Origin of the sequence: Sporosarcina sp. FSL W8-0480, from assembly GCF_037963765.1 — a bacterium.
Taxonomy (GTDB): Bacteria; Bacillota; Bacilli; order Bacillales_A; family Planococcaceae; genus Sporosarcina.
On the sequence record NZ_CP150166.1, the window covers coordinates 2,197,401 to 2,223,363 of the forward strand.

Sequence of the window (25,963 nt, forward strand, 5' to 3'; positions counted from 1 at the left end):
TGTTTAGGGTCCTTTTAGCATTTTACTATCATTTAATTGTGAAATTAATTTTAGAAATCACTTTGTTTTTCAGGTTCGTAATATTCTTCTTGAGTTTTGATTTCATCCAAAATCACAAAGGTGCTTAAAATATAATCTCCATTATCCGCTTTTATGATTTCGTCGCTTTCTTGGTTTAACAATTCCTTATTCCAAACAAACTCTTGTTCAATAGTTTCATTTGCACCTATTTCAACTAGCACATAATCATAGAACGAACGCCCTTTTATGTTGGATATGTCTTGCTTATTTTCTGGACTCAACAATTGCCACTGCATCTTGTCTTTTTTTTCAACCATTACAGCAGATATTCCTTCTTCTGTATCTACTGGGATAGGTACAAAGATTTCTCTAGGCGAGTCATTATGATTTGTTAAAATTACTTTTGCAATGATTTCATCGTTTTGCGAGAATTCTTGTTTATTGATGGTTAAGTCTAATTCTATCCCTTCCATTTCGTTGGATGCTGTGTTCTTTGCGGATGAACACGCTGATAGGGTTAGCAGTAAAGCAAAAATCGATAAAATGAAATACTTGTTCAAATTCATCTCTATATCCTCCTTTATATTTGAAGTTTTGCTTCAATCGAAGCAGTAGAAAAAATCTTCACCCAGGAATTTTTCCTTTTGTCGAACGAAAGTATCTTAATATTCATACGTTCTTAACGAGTGATAAGTTTCATTAATTGGTAATAAACAACTTTCTACTATCATTTTGCTTATGGAACTAACATCACTTCTGTGCTTCACAATTTCGAGGAATTGAAACCAACTCAAATAATGGTCGAGGTATTTTGTCGCCACGCCATTGAAACGTTGTATCCAGCTCTTTAATCGACTGTGATAGCTATTCACGTTTTGGATATGGTATATGCCCTTTACTCGTTCAATTCCATCTGATTTGAAGCGGTAATGCTCCATACTTTTGCTTTTCGCATAGGTAGAAAAAGCTCTCCAAGCATCAGTACAGAGCGTGTTGTCTGATGATAACTTTGAACCTATGGCTTTCTCTAACTGAGTCTTGGCAATACGCCCTCTTCCAAGAACACCTGAATAAGTAGCTTTTTGTCGGTCTCTTGCAACGAGGACACAAACCTGCTCGTGACTGATACCACGGAACCTTGATGACCCACCGCGTTTCCGTGGTTTACGGTCCTGAATATCTCGCTTTCCCTTTTCGGAGTAAAGGAAATATGTTTCATCCATTTCCACAATGCCTGAAAAAGCATTAAAGTCCATTTGCTCTAGGGCAGACAAGACTTTGTGCCTCCAGTAAAACAAAGTAACATAATGAACACCACCGATAAGTTCAGCCGATTTACGAAGAGAATAGCCTTCTAACATACACTTTATGAATTCTATCCATTTCTCAGGCTTATGGGTGCGATAAAGGGGAGTGTTCGTGACATCCGTAAATGTTTTCCTGCAATCTTTACAGCGATATCGTTGGCGTTCGACACCTTTTGTCCCGACCTTAACTGTATATCTGCCAAACCTAACTACTTGTTTGGAATTACAATGAATACAAGTATATCCCTCTTTATTTTTACGCTCATTTATTTCTTGGAATATTGGCTCACTCGGATAGAATGACGCAAGTGAAGTAATAAAGAATTCTTTTAAACGATGTTGCTCTGCGGGTTTTAACCTTTTGATTTCTGCTATTATTTCGTTTAACCTCATACTAATTCCTCCGAATGAACGTTCTTACTCCTATTATAGAACATTTATTTCCAATTAATCAAATATCAACAAAGATATTTAACATAGCCAAGAATAAAAAACCACTTTCCTGCTCATTTTCTTCAGGAAAGTGGTTTTTTTAGGTCTAAAAGGTACACAACAAACTATTCGTTTTTTTTATTGTTCTGATTAACCCCATTCGGTTCAATCCCGAACTGCGCTACTCCTTGAGAACGGAATTCACTTGGCTCTTCCTGAAAAGAGAACCCATTCTCTAACTTATCCACCGGATTCATTCCATTTGGTTCCGGACCAAGTTCACTGTCTTTCGTATTATCAGAAAGCGCTTGGAGTGGGGTTGCGGTATCTTTACCATTTTCAACAAATTCATTTCTGAATTCCTTACCCCTTCTCTCATTCCACTGTTCTTCTTCTGAAAACAATTCATTAAATTTCTTATCCATTACGGAATCCTCCTTTCTTCATTTCAAATAATTCATCGTCTTAATTAATTTAATAACCGTTTATGTAAGACTGCAAACATTTTCATTATAAGGATACACTGAATACAAAGTATTCCGGATATTTCAAGAGGGGTTCTAATGCTCCGATAACCATGATATAGTATTAATTACTTTAACACGCTAAAGCGATAAAGTATTTTAACCAACAAAGGGGAGAAAAAAATGAAAAAGTTATTGATGGTTCTGATTGTTTCACTTAGCACTGTACTATTTCTGACTGGTTGCGGAAGTTCAAATTCCAATTCAGCATCGAAAAAGGATACTCTCGTCATCGGTGTCGATGATAAATTTGCACCCATGGGGTTCCGCGATGAGAATAATGAACTGACCGGCTTTGATATCGAATACGCCGAAGCTGTTGCAGAAGAAATGGGAATGACAGTTAAGTTTCAGCCAATAGATTGGAAAACGAAAGAAACGGAATTAAGCAGCGGCCGAATTGACCTTATATGGAATGGTTATACAATCACCGACGAACGTAAAAAGAAAGTTCTATTTACTAAGCCGTATTTAAAAAATGCTCAAGTCATTGCAACATTACAAAATTCTGATATCACCAATTTAAAGGATCTAAAAGGAAAGGCTGTAGGATTGCAAGCACTATCTTCAGCGGCTGATGCCTTGAATGCCAATCCGATCAGCGGTGAAATCAAATCCATTTCCGAATACGCCGATAACGTACTTGCCTTATCTGATTTGAAAGCTGGCCGGGTGGAAGCTGTAGTCATTGACGAAGTCGTCATCAATTATTACATGGCTAAAGAAGAAGGTAGTTTTAAAGTGATCGAAGAGTCATTGGCACCGGAACTATATGGGATTGGTGTCAAAAAAGGCAATGAAGAATTGCTTGAGAAATTACAAGCCGCTATCGACAAAGTGAATGCTGACGGAACTGCTTCCGCAATCTCTGAAAAATGGTTCGGGGAAGATAAAATTTTAAAATAAAGTGTTTGGTACGCTGATTTACGGGGGTGCAAGATTATGACGATTGATTATTTAGTTTCCATACTATTACCAATGCTTGAAGGGGCTCGTGCAACAATTATATTATTTATCATCGCCATCATCGCTTCAATCCCTTTAGGATTCCTGTTAACATTGGCAGTGAGAAGTTCCATCAAGCCCCTCTCATGGCTTGCGAGTTCATATATTTACGTAATGAGGGGAACGCCGCTTTTATTGCAGCTTCTCTTCTTAGTTTTTGGGTTGCCTCATATACCTGGCATTGGTCAATATTTAGTTATCGATAGATTTGTTGCTGCATGTTTAGGCTTTATCTTGAATTATGCCGCTTATTTTGCCGAGATTTTTCGGGGCGGCTTACTTGCAATCGATAAAGGTCAATACGAAGCCTCAAAAGTGTTAGGTTTAAATAAAATCCAGACGCTTGTTCATATTGTGTTACCTCAAATGTTTCGTATTGCCTTGCCTGCAGTTGCAAATGAATCGGTCACTCTGGTGAAAGATACAGCCTTGCTATACGCGGTAGCTGTGCCGGAGTTATTGCACTATGCGCAAACAGCGGTCAATCGTGACTTCACCATTATTCCGTTTGTATTAGCAGGCATCATTTATCTACTCATCACAATCTGCTTGACATTTATCTTCAAATGGTTGGAACGCCGATTGCAATATGAATTGTAAAGGTACCTGTGCAAGAAACATTCATGATAATTCAATCAATTTGAATATTTATACAGTCATGTATTACCTCTGCGACGTTTCGATTTCATATTTATGCAATTGTAGTGTATAAACTGAATTGTCTGCTGCACAGGTACCAAAAAAGGAGTGAGGTCATGTCAATTTTACAAGTTAAAGAGTTGAAGAAGTCATTTGGTCAACTTCAAGTGCTAAAACAGATCAGTTTTGATGTTGATAAAAATGATGTCATCGCTGTAATTGGACCTTCCGGTTCTGGGAAAAGTACAATGCTTAGGAGCCTTATTCACCTTGAAGAGATTGACGGTGGAAGCATCTCTGTAAATGATGAGTTCGTCGTAAACGAAGGGATCTATTCATCCCCAAAACAAATCAAACAGATCACATCCCGTATGGGTATGGTGTTTCAGCATTTCAATCTCTTCCCGCATTTAACGGTAGTAGAGAATTTGGAAATCGCACCAAAGCTTTTAAAGGAAGGAAATGCCAAACAGAATCGTAAGGCAAGCCTGGAGCTTCTTGAAAAAGTCGGTCTTTCGGATAAAGCAGATGTGCTGCCGGCAAAACTTTCCGGTGGCCAAAAACAACGGGTAGCAATTGCGAGGGCTTTAATGAGGAATCCCGACATCCTATTATTTGATGAACCTACTTCCGCCCTTGATCCCGAATTGACCGGCGAAGTACTTACAGTTATCAAAGATCTCGCTAAGGAGCATATGACGATGATCATCGTGACGCATGAAATGGACTTTGCGCGGGATGTCGCAAACAAAGTTCTTTTCATGGATAAAGGTGAAATCGTTGAATCGGGAAATCCTTTGGATGTTCTTGTACAACCGAAAATGGAGCGGACTAAAAAATTCCTCAATCGAACGAAACTGTAAAATCACATTCATTTAGATGTAAAAAGAAAGAGTCAGTCGAATAAGACTAACTCTTTCCGTGGAATGTGTTAAAAATCATATTCTTCATCTTTTTTCTTACGAATGGCCTCGAACGCTTCCACTGTCATCACCGTATCCTCTGTTAGTCGCTCCAAACGGAAAAGGATATCATCGTTGACAATTTCCTTACGTAAAAAGTCTTTTTCTTCAATGAAGACATAAGTCGGAACGATATGTGCCTTCATATAGGCCAAAACCGGTTTCAACTGCTGCTCGACCATCAAATAATGCTTTGCTGTGCCGGCTGTTACGACGATGCTGACGACCTTGTCACGGAAAGCATTGACTGGCAACAGGTCAAAGATATTTTTAAGTGTTGCGGGAATGGATGCTTGGAATACCGGCGTCCCTATTATAATGGCATCCGCTGCCATTATAGTTTCTGTGACGAATTTCGTATCCCCTTCATACTCGAAATAATTACGTCCATCACTAAATTCCACTTTATATTCAGCTAAATCAAGAAGCGTGATTTCATGTTCAGGATACTTTTGTTTAAGAATATCCATTGTTTTCAGCATAGCAGTCTTAGTCTTCGAACCGACGATTGAGCCGGATAACGCTACAATTTTCATTTTACTCCCACCTATTCTTTATTGAACCGTGTATTTCTTAATCGCCGGAATGATATCATTACCGATAATTTCAATGTTCTTCATGATTTTCTCAAATGGTACTCCACCAAAGTCAATTTGGGCCATAAAGCGCTGCATGCCGTAAAGCTCATATTGATAAAGCAGTTTTTCGATAATTTGTTCCTTACTCCCTACCATTAACGCATCACGCGTGTCGGGTGCTTGGGCGAATTGCTGTTTCGGGTAGCCGCCGCCACGAATTGCTTGGAAACCTCCATTAATATGTGGGTACATACCTTGAAGAGCTTCTTTTGTCGTTTCTGCAACGTAGAACAAGCTTGTTGTCGCAATCGGTAAATCATTCGGCTCGAACCCACTACGCTGAGCCGCTTCGCGATAAGCTTCTACTGAAGGTTTAAAATTGATAGCTGGGCCACCCAATGTTGTCAACATCATCGGGATTCCCATATATCCAGCTTTAATGGCACTTGCCGGCGGGCCCCCAACTGCACGCCAAATCGGAAGTGAACCATTTTTCGGTTGCGGCAAAATCTGCGCATTTTGTAATGGTGCACGGAATTGTCCTTGCCAAGTTATATATTCTTCTTCATTTATTTTTTTCAGCAGTTCCAATTTCTCTTCGAAAATTTCTTCGTAGTCTTGCAAATCTACACCAAGGAGCTGATAGGCACCTACTCGTGATCCACGACCAGCAACAATTTCTGCCCGTCCATCCGATATCAAGTCGATTGTCGCAAAGTCTTCATATACGCGCACAGGGTCAGACACACTCAACACTGTTGCAGAACTTGTGATTTTAATCTTTTTTGTCGCTTGTGCAATGGCACCTAAGACAACGGTATGTGCTTGTGTTGTAAAGTAGCTTTGGTGACTTTCCCCGACACCGAAGACATCGATTCCCGCTTGCTCCGCCAATTGACTTGCTTCTATTAATTCGTTAATTCTTGTTTGGGCTGAAAGGCACTCGCCAGTCAAAGGATTCGGGATAAGATCACCCAATGAATAAAGTCCAAATTCCATCCCTTTTGAAGGGTCGATTCGATATTGTTCCACTATTAGTCCTCCTCGATTGGTTGCAGTATTTCTTCTATTTCAGCACGTCGACTTTCTAAAAATGGAGGCAGATCCAATTGTTCACCAAGGGTTTCGATATCCCCGTCGATTGTAAAACCTGGTCCATCTGTCGCAATCTCGAATAGTATGCCGTTTGACTCCCGGAAGTATAGGCTCTTGAAGTAAAAGCGATCCACGATACCGGAAGAATGGAAGCCTCGGGTGCGTACTATCTCATCCCAGTAAGAAAGCTCTTCATCATTTTTCACACGGAACGCCAAGTGATGAATGCTGCCGCGTCCCGGTTTTTCAGTTGGCCCATCCAAAGATTTAACAACAATTTCGCCAAACACTTCACCACTAACTGATTGGAAAATCGCCTCGTCCTCCGAACGGGATACTTCTGTGTACCCAAACATTTCCGTCAGCGTTTTTGCTAATTTTTCAAGTCTACGCACCGTGATTTCCACTGAACCCATTCCTTGAATCTGGTGTTCCACCGGAACGGCTGATTTCCCCCATGTCTCCCAATGGCTAACTTTCGCGCCTTCTGATACAAGAAGTACCATGCGAAGCCCCTCATGATCTTCAAAGTGTAGAGCAGGTTTATTGGCGTACGTTGTTATGTCACCATGGTGAACACCATATTCCTCAAAACGTGACTTCCAATACAACAGGCTATCTTCCGTCGGTACCAGTAAACCAATTTGGGTGATGGCATTCGTTCCTCGGTATGTGCGTCCCGCGGCCGGTATCTCAAAGAAAGATAACTCCGTCCCCGGACTTCCTGTTCGATCGCCGTAAAATAAATGATACATTGTCGGCGAATCTTGGTTTACTGTCATTTTCACACGACGTAAACCAAGTATTTCTTTGTAAAATCGGTTATTCTTATTAGCCTCTTTCGTAATCATTGAAATATGATGATGACCCGGAATTGTATACATAACTATTTCCCTCCTTTTATTATTTGACTAATCAAGTGATGCAGTAAAAAAAATTATCGCTTGGACATTTTTTCTTCGCTATTTTTCTGTACACGAGAAATTAGTGAATATAATGTTTTTTGTTCTTCTTCGGTTAGACTTTCATCAAAGAATGAAGACTGAAATGCAAGTTGGGCATCAAAGGCATTATTCAACTTTTCACGACCTTTGCTTGTTAAAGAAATCGTTTTTGTCTTCCATTCCTGCTTACGTTCAACAAGTCCTTCTTTTTCAAGACGTGCCAGCATTCGTGATATGCCCCCTTGGGTTACCGTGACCTTGTCAGCTAAATCACATTGAGTTAACGGTTCATAAGTTGAAATTTGCATCAATACATCAAATTGTGCAGTCGTTAAATCGAATTGCTTTAAAAATTCATTGGAAAGCAAGTTGCTTTGATGCGTAAAGCGAACAAGACGCAGCCATATTAATGAACCACGGGTATTTTTATTCAAAACGGCTTCACTCCCCTTTCGTCAGTATCACTTTACCACTCACATGATAAAACAGCAATAAAAACGTCTTGAAATCAAGACAAAAAAACAAGAATGCCAAAGTACATGTCATTCTTGTTTCTTAATTTGTAAAGATACCTCGTGCAACAAAAGAATACTTTTCACGTTTTAACAATTATTAACTTATACGAGAAATTCACTTCACCTTCAATGAAACAAGCGCATTGTGTATGGCCTCAAGTTTCGTTTCAAGCCGGTGCAAGGGATAAAAGGATACAAAAATCGGGAATCCGATTTGCTATATCAAATTTAGCAATTGTTCCATTTTGAATATGCCCCCTCTAATTTATTGTAATGAAAAGGCTCCCCAGCCAAGCTGGAGAGCCATTTTTGTTATGCTTTTACAAGTTCGTCAACTGTACGCTCGATAATGCGAGCACCTCTTACAGTCGCAAGAAAAGAGCCATCCACTTCGAACACTTGCGAATCGATAATTTCCTGCATGGCTGCTTCTACTTCTTCTGGTGTCAAATCAGCGCGTGGCTCGTCCACTGTTAGGGATGTCTGTCGTCCCGCAGCAGTCATGAAGTTCAATTGTAATGTTTTCGCCATTCCTCATTTCCCCTTTCGAATTAGTATTAGTTCATAAGTTCTGCTGTTTCTACTCGTTCTGCTCCGATTAATGGATATTCGGAGAGCTGTGCCAATTGTGTAAGGGCAATGTATAGGCTGTCAGCCGTCACCCCTTCTGCGATGCCGCGGTAGGACTTTGTTTTCTTGATCAATTTCCCATCATGCGTAATCCCGCCATCGAAGTACACCTTTCCAACTGCATTTCTGAATTCGATCGATGCCATCTGCTTTCCCCTCCTTTCACATACTATATAGACTCGAAAAGGGGAAAAGGATACTGACTTCTAGAATCTTTTTTAAAAAGATTTTATACTCCTTGAAAAACGAACATACATTCCCTATAATGAAACCAAGCACAATGAAGGAGCGATGATCTAATGCTCATCCCACAAGAGGCCCTTCCACATTTTGAAAATATGATTTACCTTCCTATGGTTCTAACTATATTGGCTAAAGACCAGCAAACTTTCGAAACGGGTATCTTTAAATTACAAGCACCATATATAAAGCTGACCAATCATGCTATCAATGCTGTCCAAACTGAAATGAAGGAGTCATCGGACTATTTACGTCAAAACAAAATGAAGCTACTACGAGGCGACATGGGAGATATGTTTACTACATACATATTTCTATACCACGGACGGGAAGAGCAGCGACGTTATTTGAATGTACGATTGAAAAACCGGACTGAAGAGTTACTGGAACTGTATCTGAATTCTGGTCCCCATTGAATTTCCACTTGTTTCAGTTCCTTACGACTGCTGGAGCCTTTCCCTTATAGAAGGTGACCAGATAACATTTTTACTCATTCAAAATCCTTTGCGGAAAGAGATTTTAAAAGTTCAGAAGTTGACATTCCTTTTCCTAATTTATATTCTTTATTGCTTTCTTCTATCATTTGTTTAAGTAAAGGATTCTTTTCAACATCGGATTTAATAGAAACTTCATCCTCTTCCTGAAGTACAAGGGTGAACCTTCCCTTCCCAGGAAGAGAAAATTGTAAGACCGAATTATCACGATTCATATTTGCAATGCGATTCATAAGCTCTTCTGATGATTCAATATATCTCATAAAATCACCACCGCTTTCAATTTTCTTTATTATTACACATTAGGGAATTACATATCAGACAAATGATGCTGTTACTACCTATTCTTTTAGCGGTAACTCAGGTTCGTTTTCACTGTATCTAGAATATGTCCAACCGCCTATTCCCATCTTCGAACACGTTTTGTCCTGACAGCTGAAGAGATAGGTTTGCTTGTCTGTCCTAACCGAGACCCCGTAAAAATACGGATAACCCCCTCCCTTATTTCGATCCACACCTGTAGCAATGGCACGAATCTTATCCGTCTCAGTAAGCTTTTGATACTCTTCACTTTCAACGACAAGCTGCACCATCTCGCTCAAAATAATCTGATCCTTATCATTCGGCGTGTACATCCCTAACCAATAATCCTTCCCAAAATGGTATACGTTTAAGAGAATACTTACTACCTATAAAAACAATATAACCCCCTTTTTCATGCTATTCCCCACCTTTCCTCTCTACCTGATTTATATGTGTAATTTAATTCTTGTTCAACTAAGAACTAAGCCCACTACTCTATAACTGTTATCTACTTTAAAGTCCTTTTCCAGTAATTATTTTAAATAGAATTTCCGAGTCCTTTATTGGCATTTTTATATATTTTGCCTGACCTTCTGCAATTATCTCTAATCTATCCCTATTTGGAGTTACCCATATTGCATAATTGATCGAGCCCAAGCTAAAACGATATTCAGGAGGAAAAGCCATTTCCACCTCAATGTTTTCTTCCCATCCTGCGTTTTCAATTATTTCGACAACGGTCTCTATTTCATGTGATTTCACAACTTCTTTTATACTTTTATATCCTTCACTTTGGCGTTCTTCAACTGTAAACGGTTTCATTTCAATATGTTTATTTTGTGGTGTCTCTGCTTCTATTTCTTTTGATGCTTTTAAACTTTTTTCTTGATTACAGCCAATTAATGCAAAACACAATACGACAAAAAATGTAAAAGTAGCAATCCTTTTCAAACATTACACCCCTTAGAATTAGACGATACTTATCAAATAAAGTCTCATTTCTTTGTTCAAACAATCTGCTTCCGGATACACGTTTTAGAACACAAGAAAACCACCCTACGCCGTAGCAAGCCAAAGGGTGGTTCACGCAAAAAAATAAAGTTTTGACAACCACCACCCTGACGGTATAGGTTGCAGGGAGAGGCAGCTTGCGCTTCTCTCTTTTAGTATATTCCTATTATACTTAAAATAAACCTTTAAGTGAAATGAATAGATTTGGGATGTCAGGAACATGTAAGTCTATTCACCGCAATTCATCATTCAATGGTACAACAACCTCATCTAACGTCTTTCTCCATTGCCGCTTCATTTCCGCCCCATATCTCAACGGCTTCGCATCCGGATGAACCTCTTTATACTTATCAAACTCTTTACTATTAATAATAATCCCGCAGATATTCGGAATTGGTTCTGTCCGTCACTGATAATGGATTCGAAACCCATGCCAATGACCCTTATTCACCAGTTTTAGCGAAGTGTTCAATCCTTGCACCGATTTCATCACGTACCCGTTGGAAAAATGCCCACTTTTCTTCATCCGTTCCTTCTGCCTTTGCTGGGTCATCAAACCCCCAATGGGCACGTTTAACATGTGAGGGTGTCATCGGACACTTATCAGCAGCATCTCCACAAAGCGTTACGACGAAATCTGCATCATTCAAGATTTGTGTATCGATAATATCCGAAATTTGATTTGAAATGTCGACCCCGACCTCATCCATCGCTCTAATTGCATTCGGATTGACTCCATGTGCTTCAATTCCTGCACTAAGAACTTGCCATTCTTCACCAAGATATTTTTTTCCCCATCCCTCAGCCATTTGGCTACGGCATGAGTTGCCTGTACATAAGAAATATAGTGTTTTCTTCGGCATAATGAAAATCCCCTCTGTAGTGTTTTAGTGTATAAGTGATAACCATAAATACAGTCCAATTAGTGTAATTAGGAGTGTAGGTACTGTTAAGATAATACCTGTTTTAAAATAGGTACCCCAAGATATTTTCACACCTTTTTGTGATAAGACATGCAACCATAATAAAGTGGCCAATGAACCGATTGGTGTAATTTTTGGACCTAAATCTGAACCGATGACATTTGCATAGATCAAAGCCTCACGAATCGACCCTGTAGTATTCGTATCTGCAATGGCTAAGGCGTTGATCATTACTGTTGGCATATTATTCATGATTGACGACAAAATCGCAGCAATAAAGCCCATTGAAATCGTTCCTATAAACAAGCCTTGATCTGCTGCCAATTGAATAAGGTCAGCTAAAACACTGGTCAGACCAACATTTCGCAACCCATAGACGACTACGTACATCCCTATAGAAAAGAATACAATGGCCCAAGGTGCCCCTTTTAGTACTTGCTTTGTGTGAACAGCTGGACTTCTTTGTGCCATAATCATAAAGAATATAGCCATTATCCCAACGACTATTGAAACAGGAAGCCCCGTAATTCCACTCGAGAAATAACCGATAAGCAAAATACCTAATACTACCCAAGAAAGCCGAAACATTTTTCCATCTTTTATGGCATCTTTCGGTTCTTTTATATCTGATACTTTATAGTCTCTCGGGATACTCTTACGGAAGAATAAATACAGCACTAAAATACTCGCACTTAGTGAAAATAAATTGGGAACAATCATTCGGGATGCATATTCGACAAATCCGATACCGAAAAAGTCCGCTGAAACAATATTAACCAAGTTACTTACAACTAACGGCAACGAAGTGGTATCTGCAATAAAACCACTTGCAATAATGAATGGAAAAATCATCTTATCACTGAAATTCAGATTACGTACCATCGCAAGTACAATTGGAGTTAAAATAAGTGCTGCTCCATCGTTTGCGAACAAGGCTGCCACAATCGCTCCAAGGATACTGACATAAACAAACATGCGAATACCGCTGCCCTTTGCTAATCTCGCCATATGTAACGCGGACCACTCGAAGAAACCAATTTCGTCTAAGATTAAAGAGATAATAATGATGGCGATGAAAGCAAGAGTAGCATTCCAAACAATTCCTGTTACATCAATAACATCTTGAAAATCAACTACTCCTACTAACAAAGCAATAATTGCTCCAATACAAGCAGACCATCCAATCGATAAATTTCTAGGCTGCCAAATAACAAAAATAAGTGTGATTATAAAAATCAATGATGCGATAATAACCGAAACCAACGTACCTTCTCCTCCTTATTGACAACAAACACGAAGTCCTTGTGCCTCTAACTCAGCAATTGATTGATCCTGCTTTGGAAGATGCTCAAGGATGCTATTAATAAATGCATAATCTTCATGACTTTCATTAATCGAGAAGAAAACCCATTGCCCTCTGCGTTCTTCTTCAACTAACTTGATATCTCTAAGTTTCCGCAAGTGCTGGCTAATCGCAGGCTGACTCATCTTAAAAATCTCAACAAATTCACAAACACAACATTCATGTGACTTGAGTAATTTCATCATCGTTAAACGTGTCGGATCACCAAGCAATTTTAATAGTTGTGATGCCCTTTGTAAATTCGTATTTTCATTTTTATCCACAGACCATCCCTCCAGTTCTTCACAATCATATAATCATATGCTTATATAAGCAAGTGCATTTTTTTAATCGATTGAACCACCAATAAGAAATTAAAAAAGACTGCAAATCGCAGTCTCTTTTATTCATTCCGTATCGTTATGGCAGTTCAAGCTTAAATCCCCGCTCAATGAAGTTGTGTTTTATTGATTGAATTGTTTGTCGCGTAGGCACCTTTTAAAACACAGGCACCTCACCGCAATTCATCATTCAAAGGTACAACAACCTCATCTAACGTCTTTCTCCATTGACGTTTCATTTCCGGTCCGTACTTCAATGGTTTTGCATCTGGATGAACCTCTTTATACTTATCAAATTCCTTACTATTTATGATTCCACCGATATTCGGAATTGGTTCTGTACCGACGACATATTGGATTGCGGATGAATACAGCTCGCTTTCTTTCACGTACCATGTATCGGCAAATCTTCCAATTGCCGAATCATATGCATTTGTGAAATAGCGTCTTTTCACAGCAAGAATGTCCTCTTCGTGCTCAATTCCTTCATCATCGATGGCGTTTAACATCGAACGGTAGACATCCTTGACACTTTCCGGCTTTTGTAGCTTTTGAAGCGCTTTTTCAATTTCATCACGGATATTCTTGTTGTTTGCAGAGTACGTTTCAAGCAGCCGGTCGATGTAAGTGGAGTCGATATCATAGATTTTAATGGCGTTCTCCCCGTAGAACTCGATTTCCGAGAAATCAGGTTCATCCCCATCTCCTCCATCTCTTTCATCCACCAGCGAACCTTTCACAGTGTTGTAAACGCCGATATAAGCTTCCAACGTCTTCACCTGATCCTTCAGCGCTTTCGATTTCTCCATTTCATCATTGTAATCATCGTAAGTCACTAAGGCTTCATAGGCATTGTTCAGCTCTTGGAATGCTTTAACAAACTCAATTCGCATTTCTACCGAAGAATTCTCGTCTATATCGGTCGGGTTCTGAACTATTTTCTCCAAAGAACTATGAGCTTTTTTGAAGCGTTTCTTTGAATCACCGTACGTTGGATAGATAAGACCGGATTCCTCTTGTGCCTGTGAGTATAACTTTGTTGCGTCTTCTACATTTTTCTCCATCGTGGAAGGCTTTCGGAATGTGACGATTAACCCCTTCGTCTTCCCCGGATACGTCCGATTCGTCCTTGAAAAGGCTTGTATCAAATTGGCGTAACTCAAATTCCTATCGACAAACAACGTCTGGATTGTAGGTGCATCAAACCCTGTCAATAATCGGTCAACAACGATGACCATATCGATCTGCTTGCCGAACTCCTTGAACTCCGCTCGCTTCCTTGCAAGTCGATTATTGATATCGCCATTGTAGCGTTCAATATCCTCGATGGACCAGGCAGTATCATAGTAATCATTATAATCGCTAATGATTTCCTTCATCTCGTCTTGCGCTTGTTTGGAATCAACTTCGTTTTCCTGCAGCGAATACGTAATCGCAATACGCGGGAAATCGGGATCATCAATCGTACGACCCGTCCGGATCGGATGATCAGCAAAAACATTCGTCAACCATTCCGGATCCTTCGTCATTTCTTTAATCGCATTATAGTAGCGTTTCGCCATTTCGATCGAACTTGTCGTTAAAATGGCGGATTTTTGGGGCCGGCCATTTACGAAGTCAAATTTGACATACGCATTGTCCGGACGGAAAATCTTACGGATGACCTTTCGGATATGCTCATCTTTTTCATAGGATGAAGGATTAATATAGGTTTCCTTTTCGATTCCATCCATTTTGTCAATTACTTCATTAAGCTCATCGGCACTAAGATTGTCATATCGTTCATTTGTCCGTAGTTGGTCAAATATATAATTATTCAGCGATGTCGGTTCGATCGTATCTTCATGCTCGACTTGGAAACCTAATACCGCTTTGTCTTCCAGCGCATTCTTGATCGTATACGTGTGCAGCACTTCGCCGTATTGCTCATGAGTCGTCCGAGCCAATTGGCCCTTCGCCTGCTTCTTATTCACTTCAAAAATCGGTGTACCTGTAAAGCCGAACCAAGTGGAATTCGGGAAGAATCCCTTGATCACTTCCATCCCTTCAGCGCTTAGCGCCCGATGGCATTCATCGACGATAAAGACAATATGCTGCCCCATCAATTTCTTGAAACGGTGAGTACCTTTTTGCTCTTCTTGCTTCTCTGCATAACGCAATGCTGCTTCTAATTTTTGTCGTGTCGTGATGATGACTGTATTGGAATTCGTATCAGAAAGCAGCGTATTACTTAATTCCCTCGAACTACCCGTTCCGACAATTAAACTATTAGACCTCGCATTGCCTGAGGAAATACCCGTATTGAACTCAGAAGCGAACTTCGTAAATTCGGTCGTCGTCTGATTGTCCAAATCTTTTCGGTCAATGAGCATAATCGTCCGGTCAATTCCCGGCTTCCGCGCTAATAATTTCGTCGAGACAAAACTCGTCAGCGTTTTTCCTGAACCGGTTGCATGCCAAATATAGCCGGACTTATGCATTGCAGCTGATTTGTATAACGCCTCAATCGCATGAATCTGATACGGTTTTAAGATCATCAACGCTTTATTGTCCTGATCCTCACTGACAATCGTATAATTGGCGATCAACCTATGCGCATCCGGTATATTCAATACTTGTTTCACAAATTCATAAAGATTTTCCACTTTCCGATTGTCCGTCGTCCGCCAACTGAAAAGGAATTTCTTATGCATGTCTTTCGGCATCGCGTTCGCAAAATAACGCGTCGTCTGTTCGTTTGAAACGACAAATAGTTGAAGGGTGGAAAAGATATTATTCCTGAATAAACCTTCTTCCGCGTACTTCTTGATTTGGTTAAACGACTGGAATACTCCATCCTTCGCCGTCACTTGCTTCAATTCAATCTGCACAATCGGCAATCCGTTTATAAGAAGAGTCACATCGAATCGGCGATCACGATCGTCAAGATTCGCCCGCTTCTTCACGATCTGATGAACAATTTCATATGTAGAAATCCCCCCGCCAATGTCCTGGTTCGAATACAGCACCAACGACATGGATCCTAAGGAAACATCTTCACGTTCAATCGTAATCCGCGCAATCCCATTCTCCCCTTTTAGCCATTTCGCAGCTTCAAAAGGAGTTTGCGTCCGCAAAAGCAACTCCGTTTTCAACGTATCAAATTCCTTATCCGTAATCGGTTGCTCACCAATTTCCGACAAGTTATTTTGCGTAATGATTTTCCGTAAATTCCGCCATAAATCATCTTCCGACTTCAAATCCGGCCGATAATTCCACTGATTATGCCCTTCCCCAAGGACTTCAATGAGGCGGCGCTCAACTTCAGCTTCGTCGTTGTGTGAAATCTTTGTCATGGTTCCCCCTCCCTTCTATTGCTTATACGAACATCTTTTGTAGGAATGCTTTTTTCGTTTCAATTAAGGCATCTAATTCACGTTGGCGAAGTTCAATCAAGTCATCAAGTTTTTTGAAGAAATAACCGATTTTTGTTTGCTCTTCAAGTGAAGGTATTGGAATAGGCATTTCACGAAACAAAGTATCTTTAATAGCAAACCTGTCTGACCGTGCTCCAGAATCGCCATTTAATTTCATGAATTTATGCCAACTATTGCTGAAGAAGAATTGTTCTAAAAATGTTTTGTCAACATTATGCGTTCGGAATACATAGTAAAGAGGCGACATTACACCTGTCCTCCCTAAGTTATTTCTTTTAATAGGACCAACCGGTGCAAAGTTTGATATCCTTGGATTATAAACAAAATCATCTGGATGAACGACGTAATAACTATTTAGATTCTTTTCGTTTGAAATATCCTTGTCAAAAAATTCACGTTGGTTGATGATTCCAAACTCGGCTGAATTCGTTAGTGTTTCGGAATAAATATCATTTTTATTCTTCTCGGTTACTTTTTCCGATATTTCTCCTAACATTAGCCGCTCCCACACCCCTGTATATCCCGGAAAACGAACTTCCGGCACGGAGTCCCCTTCTTTTGGGAACATTTTTTGCAAGAATCCTTGTTTTGTTTGTTTAAGGGTAGCTAATTCTTGCTGATGAAGGGTGATGGTGTTGTCTAGTTTTTTAAAGAAGCAACCTATTTGCTGTTGTTCACCAATCAAATTAGGGAATTTTATAGTCATTGTTCGTTGGGCCAAAATAGGCACTTGATTACGGGTTGTTTGTTTCATCATTTTTTGCAACTGAGTTTGAATATTACCGGACTTTAATGCATATAAGAAAAACTTTGGATTCATAAGTTTATTATTAATTCTATATAAAGTTAAAGTCGTACTTAAAATTACAAAAGGATACTTAGTTTCCAATTGTAATGTAGGCCCCACTGTAGCATTATGAGCTAAAAGAATATCCCCATCTTTCGCTACACCTTTTCTGAACTTTTCTGCTCTATTCAAAGGTAAGTATTTGGTTTTAGAAAAGTCTATTCGCGAATCGTGGATATCACTAGCAGATATATAGGGAATTCCTTCCAAAGAGAACTCTGAGCTTTTCGGATATAACTCCCCGTGATTACCATCACTTTGTTCTACGATAATACCACCATCTAATAGTTCCCCTAACTTACGCTGTTCCCAATCTCCAGTGAATCCGGTAAAACGAATTTCCGGTACACTCTTATTTCCCACGATTAAACACCTCTAATGCGCCCTTAATCCACTCTTCGTCCATTTCGTCAAATTGCATCGATGAAATCATGTCGTATAAACTTAATTCCAATTCAGCTTTTTCTTTACGAATGTCTTTGATTGATGATCCGATTGCCGCCATATCAACAGGTTCTTCTTCTTCAAACGTATCCACGTAACGAGGGATATTCAAATTAAAGTCATTTTCTTTTATTTCTTCGAAAGTCGCGACATGGGCGTATTTCTCGACATTTTTTCTGTTTCTATACGTTTCGACAATCTTCGCGATATGTTCTTCGGACAGTTCGTTTTGATTCTTCCCTTTGACAAATTCATTGCTTGCATCTATGAATAAGACATCACGGGTTGTGCGGTTTTTCTTCAAGATAATTACCGTTGTTGGAATCGATGTTCCGAAGAACAGGTTTGCAGGCATTCCAATTACTGCGTCAATGCTACCATCTTCCAGTAACTTTTTACGGATAACGCCCTCAGCGGCTCCACGGAATAGTACACCGTGTGGCAAGACGATTGCCATTGTTCCGGAATCTTTCAAATGGTAGAAACCATGCAATAGGAATGCAAAGTCCGCTTTTGATTTCGGTGCCAATCTTCCATAACGATTAAACCTTGAATCATCTAAAAATGTATCGTCTGATGACCATTTTGCTGAATATGGCGGGTTCATGAGGACAGAGTCGAATGTATAGGGCTCATCTGTTGGCCAGTCTTTATTCAATGTATCGCCATTGCGGAGACGCATGTCTTCTTTCGCAACACCGTGCAAAATCAGGTTCATCTTCGCAAGATTATATGTTGTTGTATTCAGCTCTTGCCCATGATATTTGACACTATCAGGGTGGTTAATATAGTTTCGGATATTCAACATCAATGAGCCTGATCCCATTGTTGGGTCATAGACGCTGAACAGTTTTCGATCTTCTTGTCCAATCGCCGCAATACGTGCCATCATATCGGAAACTTCATGAGGTGTATAGAACTCCCCTGCCTTCTTCCCGGCTTCGGACGCAAATTGTCCGATCAAGAATTCATACGCATCCCCGATGACATCGCCGTTATGCCCCATCACATCGATATCATTCAGCTTCTTCAACACTTCTGATATTGTAATGTTTCGTTGCTGGTCGTCTGCCCCTAATTTTTTCGACTTCAAATCGACGTCATCGAATAAGCCACTGAATTGGTCGTAGCCGGTAGATAAATCGATGAATGCTTTATTCAAGTCGTTCAGCTGGAATATGTTTTGTTTTGCTTGATCTGTCAGTACATTGAATAGATATGTTGGTTCAATATGATAGCCCAATGTATCGACTAACGTTTCTATAAGATCACTTTTGACGTCATCGTCTGCAAGTAACCCCCTATACAGGCTGGTTTGCTTAGATTGTGTATTGTATTCATCTGCTGCTTCGTCAGCTATTTCAACTACTTTCACCAATAGCTTGTCGGATAAATACTTGTAGAATATCAATCCCAACAAGTAGTTTTTGTATTCGGACGCATCCATTTTACTGCGAAGATTATCCGCAGCACTGAATAATTTTGAATTTAACTCGGACATTGTTCTTACCTCACTTTTATACTATCTATATAAAACTATACATGAGTTTTTCAGGAATTAATACCTCTTCCCTCTTTATACGCCTTAAGGACAGGTAAACCCTTCCACAGGTGTATCAAATAGCATGAAAATGTTCTTGAAATACGTTTCATCGATCAATTTATCCAGTACCCCTTTGAAATACCCCGGCAAATTGCGAATTTCCTTCTTCTTCGTAGCCATCACAGTGATCATCAAAGCACGATAAGCAAGGTCCTCGAATACATGTCCATCTTCTTGGTAAATTTCATATTTCATCATCCGTCCTGATATGGCCCTGTGAATTCCGAAGAACTCACGGGCTAATTTGCTATCACCAATTGTTCCAGCCAACAAATCTTTCATCCGACTAAATAGACTTGTGGATAACTTTGACGGTTCTTGCTGAGACGTGTAGTTAAGATCTTTAGATTTTAATAGAGATTTAGAAAGAAGAGCTTGGTCCCCTGAAAGTTGCTCGTTTTCCTCGTCCTCATGCGGTTTGTCATCATGGTCACGGTCGTTCATTTTCCCCTGTTCATTGAATGGCAAAATGATGTAGATGTTGGCGCCGAGTCCGCTCATTATCGGGCGGATGTAGTGGACTTTCTCGATGATGCCTAAGCTTACAAGCTTGTGGATTGCCCGTCTTACAGTCGCGTTCGACTTGCCAATAATCTCCTCGATAGTTCCATGTTTCAAATGTGCTGCACCGAACTTTACCGAATACCGACGAATCACTTCAAGAACTTGTCGATCCGACTTTGTCAGGTCATCCCAATGTTTCATCAAATGCTGTTCAGCCGCTGTGTCCATTTCTTCAATTGTTGCGAAGCGTGCGTATTCTCTCAAATAGTAAGTCATTTATACTTCCCCCTTTACACACTACATAGATGGGAGAAGCCAAAAAGGATACTCAACATTGAAAAACAGGTCTAAATGCTCATTTTGACCAAATTGGTGAAATTCGACGAAACAAGGCATAAATCTTGCTTTATCGTTCAATTAAGGGTGTTTTCGAGTATTATCGACAAGTTTCGACACTCATAATTTATTTTTCAAGAATGTGAACAATTACAGGCTGCTATACGATGAGCTCACCCGGGAAAAACAAAGCTTCGTGCACGAACGGAAAGGTTATTATTTGCTGAAATTTGAAGACGTGTTAATGCAATACGAACCGATGATTTCACATTCAATTACCAAATTAAGAATTTACCGTGATCACGACAACTACAGATAATAAGTTCGTCAATCTACTTTTGGATTACCCAAAATTAGGCAAGTACTTTGGCGGTTAGGTGAATTTGGTCATAATTGTGAAGTTGGCTGTTTGGAATGGAAATTATGGTACACTATGGAGGGTAACAAGAAGTAGAAAGGAAGATTTTTATGAATCACTCCATTGAATCGAACAAGCCATTCAAAAAACGCAACTATAAACCCGCCATTATTATTCTTTCAGTAATCTTAATAGGCGTGATCGGTTTATTATCCGGTAAAAGAACTGCGGAAGATTTTGATGCATTTGATGTTACTATCCTGCCAATGATGAATGCTATTTTCAATAGCTTCACTTTCATTTTCTTGGTAGCCGCGTTGATAGCTATTAAGAAAAAGAATATAAATGCGCACCGGAAATTCATCTATGCTGCATTCTGCACGACAGCATTGTTTTTAGTCACATACGTGGCCTATCATTATTTAGCTGTCTCTACACCATTCGGTGGAGAAGGGCTAATAAAAGGAATTTATTACTTTGTATTAATCACCCATATTATTTTAGCGGCAGCAATCGTTCCCCTTGCATTGACAAGCGTGGCGAGAGCTTGGAATCGGGAATACGACCGCCATCGTCAAATCGTTCGATGGACAATGCCATTATGGTTGTATGTAAGTTTTACAGGCGTTCTTGTTTATATTTTAATTTCTCCATATTATTAAAGTTTAAAGGCTGTCCCCTGTTAACATACGGGACAGCCTTTATTTACGCTTACATGAGTTCGGTGATCACAATCGGTTTTCAATTAGGATTCCATCATTATCAAGCCTTGAGTAAATATCAGTTATATGATCCAATTTCTTGTATTTTTCATTCCAAATAATATGGGTGAAAGGAGAAAGCTGTTCAAGCAAATTTTCAGGATGTATCTTCTCATATCGATAGAGTTCGTTTGGATATATTTCACTGATCCTAAATAACCCAAGAACATTTTCCTCGATTGCAATGCCGCCAATTTTAAATTTATATACGGAGTACAATTCTTTTAGAAAACCTACAAACTCGTCGTATTCTTCTCGCTTTATACCAATTTGCCCCCATTCAGATTCATCAAGTTCATCCCCATAAAACCAAAAATTGACCAGTAGTGCATTTGAAGATACCACTTCTATTTGCAAAGTTGCCTTTCGTTTCCTGGACATGTATACATATAATCTTAATCTCAATGAGTGTAGGCGTAAGGACGACGTATTATTTTCATCATAAGGATAACCCCTGTCAAAGAAGTCAGTGATTTCACTAATATTTATATCAACAATTTCAATTTTGCTTTTCATATTCGAGAATTTTTCTGTTATTTCTTGTATTGTTTCAGCTTTTTCCTTTTTAAGTCCAAGCAAGAAGCTCACTTCAAGAAAAGGACCACCCTGCAACCATTGAGGCCACTCCATCCACTATTCCTCCTAAATTGCTGATCAAAAAAACACGTCTAAAGCCACTTTTATACTGTCCTTATTGAACTAAAGCACTCGTTCATTAAATAATATACCTTTAATTAATTTGGATTTTTTAAATTTGGGAATTTATTATTATAGATTTTGTTCCCGATTTTTAATGCACTTGGATACAATTATTAATCGAAGGTGCTCCACTTCTCGAAAACATTTCTTCAAAGACCTGATGTATCACTACAGCTAATTTTTCAACAGATGCAGTTGGTAATGAAGATACAATTAGTCTTATTTCTGGTTCATATTCATCTTCAGATGTGTAACGTAAAAGGTGCTTCGGGTCCCATTCATTAATTACTTCTTTTACAATTTGGTAGTGGTTCATTACAGCCCTCTTTCAAAAAGTATTTTTAGTGATTTATGCTATACCCTAATTTAGCTAACCTGCCAAGTTAGTTGAATAAGAAAAAAGAGACGGCTATGAAGCCCAATAATCTTCAAGTAAAGCCGCCTTAGTTTAAGAACATGAACTTACTTTTAAAGTTTCTAGTGAATCGATCACCGACTCCCATGCCGAGGATGACGGATCAATAACCATAAAATGTTCTACTTCTGGAAGTACCACTAAACGAACTTTATCGCCCTGTTCAATAGCCTTGCAATGATACTCAATACTCAAATCAACTGGAACATGGCGGTCTAATTCACCATGAATTAATATTTGTTCAACATTCAACGGCAACAATTCTATCGGTGAAGCTAACCTATAACGTTCAGGTACTTCTTGGGGTGAGCCGCCAATAAATGAAGCTACTGGACTAGACATCCCTCTTTCCTCATGAATTTCCCACATTTTCTTCAAATCCAAAACCCCTGCCAAACTTATTACACTCCGTATAGGAATAAGAAGAGTATTACCGATTCCGTCTGTTTTTTTGTTATACCGCGATGCCAACCAAAGTGCCAAATGCCCCCCTGCTGAATGCCCAAGTATAACCACCCGAGAGAGGTCGAGCTGAAAGCGTTCCTGAAGTTGAATAAGATGATTTACAGCATCTATAACATCTCTCAATGTTCCTGACCAACCTCCACCATCTTCTCCGACCCGACGGTATTCAATATTCCAAGTAGCATAACCACGACGAGTCAAATCTTCATCAAGTGGTGTATTTTCTTCAAGTCCGTATTTTGATTGCCAAAAACCACCATGAATTGTAACAACTACTGGACTGGGTCCGGGAAGATCTGGCATACGCAATACACCGAATTGGGACGGGTGATCTCCATATGGTATATGAAAAACTTCTGTCAATATAAAAACCCCTTTCAAAACTACACATCACCTCTCTAATTTCAACAAGAAGAACCTTTACTCCTCTTTATTGAACAATACTGTTGTATTAGTTCAATATTAAAATGGGCCCTAAAGAAGATGCTAATTTTCCTTCTAATTGATTGTTAATTTTGGAATTGATTGACAATAAGCAAGGAAAAGGGGACAATATGCAAGGAATCAAGCATACAAAAGGGGGAAATTTGGATGCAAAGCAAGCCAAAAATTATGATCTTGGGAACATTCCACATGGGCAGCACTTCGGATATGATTGAAGTAGAAAAGGATAGTATGCTTTCAATACAAAGACAGAAAGAGATTGAAGAGGTACTCGGCTATTTAAAAAAATTCGAACCTACGAAAATTGCGTTGGAAGTTGAGAAGAAGAAAAATGGTCTCATCAATGAGGAATACACGCGCTACTTAAAGGGCGACTATCAGTTGCAAGAGGACGAAATCGATCAAATTGGATACAGACTGGCAAAAGAATTGGGGCATCAGGATGTTTACGCTGTCGATTGGATGGAACAAGGAGCTCGCCAAAGAGGGATCGGTGAAGTTGCAGAATGGACAAAAGAACATCAACCCGCATTGTACGAAGAAATATTCGAACCGTTCTATCAACTTGATAATACAACATCTGGAAAGAGTGTCAAAGAGCTTCTCCTATATCATAATCAATCGGAAATAATCGGACAAACTCATCGCAGCTATGTAAATATGGCACGCATCAAAGAAGCCGAACAATATGTCGGTATGGACTGGCTGATCTGGTGGTATCAACGAAATCTCATTCTATTTTCAAACCTATCGGATTTAGCTGTTTCGCCAGACGAACGCATCCTTTTCATCGTCGGCGGTTCGCATGTCAAGATTATTGAGAATTTCGCGAAGGAAAGCGGGCTCTTTGAATGTGTACCGGTACAGTCTTATTTAAAGTGATCAAAAAACAATCGCTTCCACCAACTGGATGCGATTGGCTTTTGGCGTTTTTTTATTTTTCTGGTGTTGGAATGGAAATTCAAATAGAGCTGTTTTATGAAAACCTGTTATATTGCTGAAATTGAAACGGAAGGTGCAATTATGCTATGGAATTGGCGATATTCACCAATACGGCCCTTGTCACTATGTCAGAAACTCTTTTATCAATTGACAGGATATATTGCCACCCATCTTTTTCGAAAACCAAAAGATTAAACCCTGAAAATATAGTGGTGGAGTAAATCGACTGGTGCCCATCTTTTAGTTTAATTCTTTGATCGATTTGCTCGTCTCTAATTTTCAATCCAAATTCAATAGGTCGAATCCAAATTAAATAATGATTTTGAGGTAAATCTTCGTTAATAAAAAATAATTCAAGATGATCATTTTCATGTCCTTTTAGGTTACTAAATCTTCCCATACTATGAGTGAAAGGGATTGGAGGCAACTGTGTTGGAAGAGCAATAGTACTATTGAAATGATCTTCACTTTCTTTCACCGCCTTGGAAATTTCTTTATAACCACCCTTGATGAAAATTTCTCCAAACGTGTCACTATTTGCATCACCTTCTTCCAATAGGACAAGCCAAATTAAAGCAATCGAGATTAAAAAGAATAAATGTCTCACTAAAAATCCCACTCCAATTAAGTATTCACAAGATTATTCTTTTAACGAAAGCATTATTGTTTCCGATTGGTAAACAATTGAAGTACTTCGAAACTTTTTGCTTTCAAATGCGTATAACAATTAAGAAAATTATTAAAGGGAGAGTTGTATGTTGTATGAAACATATAAAAAAGTATTCAATTGCATTCATGCTGATTTTTCTTTTGACGGGTTGCTCTTACCTATCACCGAAAGATTCATCCGTTGAAACATTGAGCATTAAGCCGTATAAATTGAGCGAACATGAAGGGGTATTGTTTACGAAGGCAGGAGCAGACATTCCGCAATTCTTTACAGTAAATGGGGAAATCGCTGAAGATGAAGATCTTAAGTATTCCGTCGAAGTGTACTTTAATGGAAAATTGAAAGAGGAATTGCTGTTGACATCTTCAATGTTTAACAAGCAGTTCAAAGAGGAGTTAATCGCATTTAATGTTGCGGAATTTGATGAAAAACAAATAAAAATCCTACTCAGTTACCCTTCAGGCAGCACGTCGACCATATACCCCATTGAAGTTGCAAACTTAGGCCGCTCATTCGGAAGTCTTATAGGAACAGATTCCACTCTCCTTAAAGACGAACCTACGTATCTTGCAGCTTGGGTCGGGTCGAAAGGCACCTTGCACCGCAGTGTCACTCCTTCGGATGACGGCGGGTTGCCTGAAGGACTTGAAAATTATGACATCGCCTTACTATACAAGGTCGTCTGGACGGATGCAAGATCGGACTGAGGAAGAATGACAAAAAAAGGACACCCTTCATATATGAATTGTGTCC

Annotated in this window: 31 protein-coding genes; 7 read left to right on the forward strand and 24 right to left on the reverse strand. The window is 39.3% G+C overall.

What is annotated here, in order from left to right; translation table 11 throughout:
- Positions 1–50: 50 nt before the first annotated feature.
- From NSQ43_RS11410 to NSQ43_RS11420, 3 genes are all read right to left on the reverse strand, one after another.
- Entirely contained in the window at positions 51–587 is a 537-nt protein-coding gene (locus NSQ43_RS11410; RefSeq protein WP_339250293.1) for a hypothetical protein, read from the reverse strand.
- A gap of 96 nt (positions 588–683) precedes the next feature.
- Positions 684–1,721 carry an IS1595 family transposase gene (locus NSQ43_RS11415; RefSeq protein ID WP_339250294.1) on the reverse strand — a complete coding sequence of 346 codons (1,038 nt, stop codon included), beginning with the start codon at positions 1,719–1,721 and terminating at the stop codon, positions 684–686.
- A gap of 164 nt (positions 1,722–1,885) precedes the next feature.
- The gene (locus NSQ43_RS11420; RefSeq protein WP_339250296.1) at positions 1,886–2,185 is read right to left on the reverse strand and encodes a hypothetical protein; all 300 of its coding nucleotides are present in this window, start codon (positions 2,183–2,185) and stop codon (positions 1,886–1,888) included.
- A gap of 222 nt (positions 2,186–2,407) precedes the next feature.
- On the opposite strand from NSQ43_RS11420, the gene NSQ43_RS11425 reads away from it, so the two are divergent.
- The 3 genes from NSQ43_RS11425 (at position 2,408) to NSQ43_RS11435 (ending at position 4,791) form a co-directional block, all read left to right on the forward strand.
- Positions 2,408–3,190 carry an amino acid ABC transporter substrate-binding protein gene (locus NSQ43_RS11425; RefSeq protein ID WP_339250298.1) on the forward strand — a complete coding sequence of 261 codons (783 nt, stop codon included), beginning with the start codon at positions 2,408–2,410 and terminating at the stop codon, positions 3,188–3,190.
- Between the two features lie 36 nt (positions 3,191–3,226).
- Positions 3,227–3,889 carry an amino acid ABC transporter permease gene (locus tag NSQ43_RS11430; RefSeq protein ID WP_339250300.1) on the forward strand — a complete coding sequence of 221 codons (663 nt, stop codon included), beginning with the start codon at positions 3,227–3,229 and terminating at the stop codon, positions 3,887–3,889.
- Positions 3,890–4,044: 155 nt separating this feature from the next.
- Positions 4,045–4,791 (forward strand): amino acid ABC transporter ATP-binding protein, encoded by a 747-nt coding sequence (locus NSQ43_RS11435; RefSeq protein ID WP_339250302.1) that lies wholly within the window; start codon positions 4,045–4,047, stop codon positions 4,789–4,791.
- 68 nt (positions 4,792–4,859) lie between these two features.
- Here NSQ43_RS11435 and NSQ43_RS11440 read toward each other — a convergent pair whose 3' ends face one another.
- From NSQ43_RS11440 to NSQ43_RS11470, 7 genes are all read right to left on the reverse strand, one after another.
- Complete coding sequence (locus NSQ43_RS11440) at positions 4,860–5,426, reverse strand: NADPH-dependent FMN reductase (protein WP_339250304.1); 567 nt, start codon at positions 5,424–5,426, stop codon at positions 4,860–4,862.
- A gap of 18 nt (positions 5,427–5,444) precedes the next feature.
- Entirely contained in the window at positions 5,445–6,500 is a 1,056-nt protein-coding gene (locus NSQ43_RS11445) for an LLM class flavin-dependent oxidoreductase (protein WP_339250306.1), read from the reverse strand.
- 2 nt (positions 6,501–6,502) lie between these two features.
- Complete coding sequence (locus tag NSQ43_RS11450) at positions 6,503–7,447, reverse strand: ring-cleaving dioxygenase (protein ID WP_339250307.1); 945 nt, start codon at positions 7,445–7,447, stop codon at positions 6,503–6,505.
- 53 nt (positions 7,448–7,500) lie between these two features.
- Positions 7,501–7,941 (reverse strand): MarR family transcriptional regulator, encoded by a 441-nt coding sequence (locus NSQ43_RS11455; protein ID WP_339250309.1) that lies wholly within the window; start codon positions 7,939–7,941, stop codon positions 7,501–7,503.
- Positions 7,942–8,137: 196 nt separating this feature from the next.
- A complete protein-coding gene (locus NSQ43_RS11460) occupies positions 8,138–8,236 on the reverse strand; it encodes a YvrJ family protein (protein ID WP_339254892.1) in 99 nt (32 codons plus the stop codon).
- A gap of 98 nt (positions 8,237–8,334) precedes the next feature.
- Positions 8,335–8,553, reverse strand: a complete 219-nt coding sequence (locus tag NSQ43_RS11465; protein WP_339250311.1) for a DUF2922 domain-containing protein — start codon at positions 8,551–8,553, stop codon at positions 8,335–8,337.
- 26 nt (positions 8,554–8,579) lie between these two features.
- Complete coding sequence (locus NSQ43_RS11470; RefSeq protein ID WP_339250313.1) at positions 8,580–8,798, reverse strand: DUF1659 domain-containing protein; 219 nt, start codon at positions 8,796–8,798, stop codon at positions 8,580–8,582.
- 153 nt (positions 8,799–8,951) lie between these two features.
- On the opposite strand from NSQ43_RS11470, the gene NSQ43_RS11475 reads away from it, so the two are divergent.
- Positions 8,952–9,308, forward strand: coding sequence for a hypothetical protein (locus NSQ43_RS11475; RefSeq protein ID WP_339250315.1), 357 nt, complete (start codon positions 8,952–8,954; stop codon positions 9,306–9,308).
- A 74-nt stretch (positions 9,309–9,382) separates the two neighbouring features.
- Here NSQ43_RS11475 and NSQ43_RS11480 read toward each other — a convergent pair whose 3' ends face one another.
- The 10 genes from NSQ43_RS11480 to NSQ43_RS11525 all read right to left on the reverse strand — a co-directional run bounded on the left by NSQ43_RS11480 (position 9,383) and on the right by NSQ43_RS11525 (position 20,396).
- Positions 9,383–9,649, reverse strand: a complete 267-nt coding sequence (locus NSQ43_RS11480; protein ID WP_339250317.1) for a hypothetical protein — start codon at positions 9,647–9,649, stop codon at positions 9,383–9,385.
- Positions 9,650–9,727: 78 nt separating this feature from the next.
- Positions 9,728–10,021, reverse strand: coding sequence for a hypothetical protein (locus NSQ43_RS11485; protein WP_339250319.1), 294 nt, complete (start codon positions 10,019–10,021; stop codon positions 9,728–9,730).
- Positions 10,022–10,202: 181 nt separating this feature from the next.
- Positions 10,203–10,640 carry a hypothetical protein gene (locus NSQ43_RS11490; RefSeq protein WP_339250320.1) on the reverse strand — a complete coding sequence of 146 codons (438 nt, stop codon included), beginning with the start codon at positions 10,638–10,640 and terminating at the stop codon, positions 10,203–10,205.
- A 503-nt stretch (positions 10,641–11,143) separates the two neighbouring features.
- The gene (gene arsC / locus NSQ43_RS11495; RefSeq protein ID WP_339250322.1) at positions 11,144–11,563 is read right to left on the reverse strand and encodes an arsenate reductase (thioredoxin); all 420 of its coding nucleotides are present in this window, start codon (positions 11,561–11,563) and stop codon (positions 11,144–11,146) included.
- Between the two features lie 24 nt (positions 11,564–11,587).
- On the reverse strand, positions 11,588–12,886 hold the full coding sequence (locus tag NSQ43_RS11500) for an arsenic transporter (protein ID WP_339250323.1): 1,299 nt from the start codon (positions 12,884–12,886) through the stop codon (positions 11,588–11,590).
- 15 nt (positions 12,887–12,901) lie between these two features.
- A complete protein-coding gene (locus NSQ43_RS11505) occupies positions 12,902–13,249 on the reverse strand; it encodes a metalloregulator ArsR/SmtB family transcription factor (RefSeq protein ID WP_339250325.1) in 348 nt (115 codons plus the stop codon).
- A 230-nt stretch (positions 13,250–13,479) separates the two neighbouring features.
- A complete protein-coding gene (locus tag NSQ43_RS11510; protein ID WP_339250327.1) occupies positions 13,480–16,641 on the reverse strand; it encodes an HsdR family type I site-specific deoxyribonuclease in 3,162 nt (1,053 codons plus the stop codon).
- 22 nt (positions 16,642–16,663) lie between these two features.
- Complete coding sequence (locus NSQ43_RS11515) at positions 16,664–17,932, reverse strand: restriction endonuclease subunit S (protein ID WP_339250329.1); 1,269 nt, start codon at positions 17,930–17,932, stop codon at positions 16,664–16,666.
- Positions 17,922–19,514 (reverse strand): type I restriction-modification system subunit M, encoded by a 1,593-nt coding sequence (locus tag NSQ43_RS11520; protein WP_339250330.1) that lies wholly within the window; start codon positions 19,512–19,514, stop codon positions 17,922–17,924. Before NSQ43_RS11520 ends, NSQ43_RS11515 begins: the two co-directional genes overlap by 11 nt.
- Before the next feature lie 84 nt (positions 19,515–19,598).
- The gene (locus NSQ43_RS11525) at positions 19,599–20,396 is read right to left on the reverse strand and encodes a helix-turn-helix domain-containing protein (RefSeq protein ID WP_339250331.1); all 798 of its coding nucleotides are present in this window, start codon (positions 20,394–20,396) and stop codon (positions 19,599–19,601) included.
- Positions 20,397–20,924: 528 nt separating this feature from the next.
- On the opposite strand from NSQ43_RS11525, the gene NSQ43_RS11530 reads away from it, so the two are divergent.
- The gene (locus tag NSQ43_RS11530) at positions 20,925–21,476 is read left to right on the forward strand and encodes a DUF420 domain-containing protein (RefSeq protein ID WP_339250333.1); all 552 of its coding nucleotides are present in this window, start codon (positions 20,925–20,927) and stop codon (positions 21,474–21,476) included.
- Positions 21,477–21,542: 66 nt separating this feature from the next.
- Here the strand turns inward: NSQ43_RS11530 and NSQ43_RS11535 are convergent, their stop codons facing one another.
- From NSQ43_RS11535 to NSQ43_RS11545, 3 genes are all read right to left on the reverse strand, one after another.
- Entirely contained in the window at positions 21,543–22,205 is a 663-nt protein-coding gene (locus NSQ43_RS11535; protein ID WP_339250335.1) for a hypothetical protein, read from the reverse strand.
- A gap of 160 nt (positions 22,206–22,365) precedes the next feature.
- On the reverse strand, positions 22,366–22,590 hold the full coding sequence (locus tag NSQ43_RS11540) for a hypothetical protein (protein ID WP_339250337.1): 225 nt from the start codon (positions 22,588–22,590) through the stop codon (positions 22,366–22,368).
- A gap of 132 nt (positions 22,591–22,722) precedes the next feature.
- The gene (locus NSQ43_RS11545; RefSeq protein WP_339250339.1) at positions 22,723–23,517 is read right to left on the reverse strand and encodes an alpha/beta hydrolase; all 795 of its coding nucleotides are present in this window, start codon (positions 23,515–23,517) and stop codon (positions 22,723–22,725) included.
- A 228-nt stretch (positions 23,518–23,745) separates the two neighbouring features.
- Here NSQ43_RS11545 and NSQ43_RS11550 point away from each other — a divergent pair, with 228 nt between their 5' ends.
- Complete coding sequence (locus NSQ43_RS11550) at positions 23,746–24,480, forward strand: DUF5694 domain-containing protein (RefSeq protein WP_339250341.1); 735 nt, start codon at positions 23,746–23,748, stop codon at positions 24,478–24,480.
- A gap of 139 nt (positions 24,481–24,619) precedes the next feature.
- Here the strand turns inward: NSQ43_RS11550 and NSQ43_RS11555 are convergent, their stop codons facing one another.
- Positions 24,620–25,147 carry a hypothetical protein gene (locus NSQ43_RS11555; RefSeq protein WP_339250343.1) on the reverse strand — a complete coding sequence of 176 codons (528 nt, stop codon included), beginning with the start codon at positions 25,145–25,147 and terminating at the stop codon, positions 24,620–24,622.
- A gap of 155 nt (positions 25,148–25,302) precedes the next feature.
- Between NSQ43_RS11555 and NSQ43_RS11560 the strand changes: the two genes are divergently transcribed.
- Complete coding sequence (locus NSQ43_RS11560) at positions 25,303–25,917, forward strand: hypothetical protein (protein ID WP_339250345.1); 615 nt, start codon at positions 25,303–25,305, stop codon at positions 25,915–25,917.
- Positions 25,918–25,963 lie beyond the last annotated feature (46 nt).

Bases quoted from the DNA above. Each gene is read 5' to 3' on its own strand.
- NSQ43_RS11410 (WP_339250293.1), bottom strand. From the start codon at position 587: ATGAATTTGAACAAGTATTTCATTTTATCGATTTTTGCTTTACTGCTA.
- NSQ43_RS11415 (WP_339250294.1), bottom strand. From the start codon at position 1,721: ATGAGGTTAAACGAAATAATAGCAGAAATCAAAAGGTTAAAACCCGCA.
- NSQ43_RS11420 (WP_339250296.1), bottom strand. From the start codon at position 2,185: ATGGATAAGAAATTTAATGAATTGTTTTCAGAAGAAGAACAGTGGAAT.
- NSQ43_RS11425 (WP_339250298.1), top strand. From the start codon at position 2,408: ATGAAAAAGTTATTGATGGTTCTGATTGTTTCACTTAGCACTGTACTA.
- NSQ43_RS11430 (WP_339250300.1), top strand. From the start codon at position 3,227: ATGACGATTGATTATTTAGTTTCCATACTATTACCAATGCTTGAAGGG.
- NSQ43_RS11435 (WP_339250302.1), top strand. From the start codon at position 4,045: ATGTCAATTTTACAAGTTAAAGAGTTGAAGAAGTCATTTGGTCAACTT.
- NSQ43_RS11440 (WP_339250304.1), bottom strand. From the start codon at position 5,426: ATGAAAATTGTAGCGTTATCCGGCTCAATCGTCGGTTCGAAGACTAAG.
- NSQ43_RS11450 (WP_339250307.1), bottom strand. From the start codon at position 7,447: ATGTATACAATTCCGGGTCATCATCATATTTCAATGATTACGAAAGAG.
- NSQ43_RS11465 (WP_339250311.1), bottom strand. From the start codon at position 8,553: ATGGCGAAAACATTACAATTGAACTTCATGACTGCTGCGGGACGACAG.
- NSQ43_RS11470 (WP_339250313.1), bottom strand. From the start codon at position 8,798: ATGGCATCGATCGAATTCAGAAATGCAGTTGGAAAGGTGTACTTCGAT.
- NSQ43_RS11475 (WP_339250315.1), top strand. From the start codon at position 8,952: ATGCTCATCCCACAAGAGGCCCTTCCACATTTTGAAAATATGATTTAC.
- NSQ43_RS11480 (WP_339250317.1), bottom strand. From the start codon at position 9,649: ATGAGATATATTGAATCATCAGAAGAGCTTATGAATCGCATTGCAAAT.
- NSQ43_RS11485 (WP_339250319.1), bottom strand. From the start codon at position 10,021: ATGTACACGCCGAATGATAAGGATCAGATTATTTTGAGCGAGATGGTG.
- arsC (WP_339250322.1), bottom strand. From the start codon at position 11,563: ATGCCGAAGAAAACACTATATTTCTTATGTACAGGCAACTCATGCCGT.
- NSQ43_RS11510 (WP_339250327.1), bottom strand. From the start codon at position 16,641: ATGACAAAGATTTCACACAACGACGAAGCTGAAGTTGAGCGCCGCCTC.
- NSQ43_RS11520 (WP_339250330.1), bottom strand. From the start codon at position 19,514: ATGTCCGAGTTAAATTCAAAATTATTCAGTGCTGCGGATAATCTTCGC.
- NSQ43_RS11525 (WP_339250331.1), bottom strand. From the start codon at position 20,396: ATGACTTACTATTTGAGAGAATACGCACGCTTCGCAACAATTGAAGAA.
- NSQ43_RS11530 (WP_339250333.1), top strand. From the start codon at position 20,925: ATGAATCACTCCATTGAATCGAACAAGCCATTCAAAAAACGCAACTAT.
- NSQ43_RS11535 (WP_339250335.1), bottom strand. From the start codon at position 22,205: ATGGAGTGGCCTCAATGGTTGCAGGGTGGTCCTTTTCTTGAAGTGAGC.
- NSQ43_RS11540 (WP_339250337.1), bottom strand. From the start codon at position 22,590: ATGAACCACTACCAAATTGTAAAAGAAGTAATTAATGAATGGGACCCG.
- NSQ43_RS11550 (WP_339250341.1), top strand. From the start codon at position 23,746: ATGCAAAGCAAGCCAAAAATTATGATCTTGGGAACATTCCACATGGGC.
- NSQ43_RS11560 (WP_339250345.1), top strand. From the start codon at position 25,303: ATGAAACATATAAAAAAGTATTCAATTGCATTCATGCTGATTTTTCTT.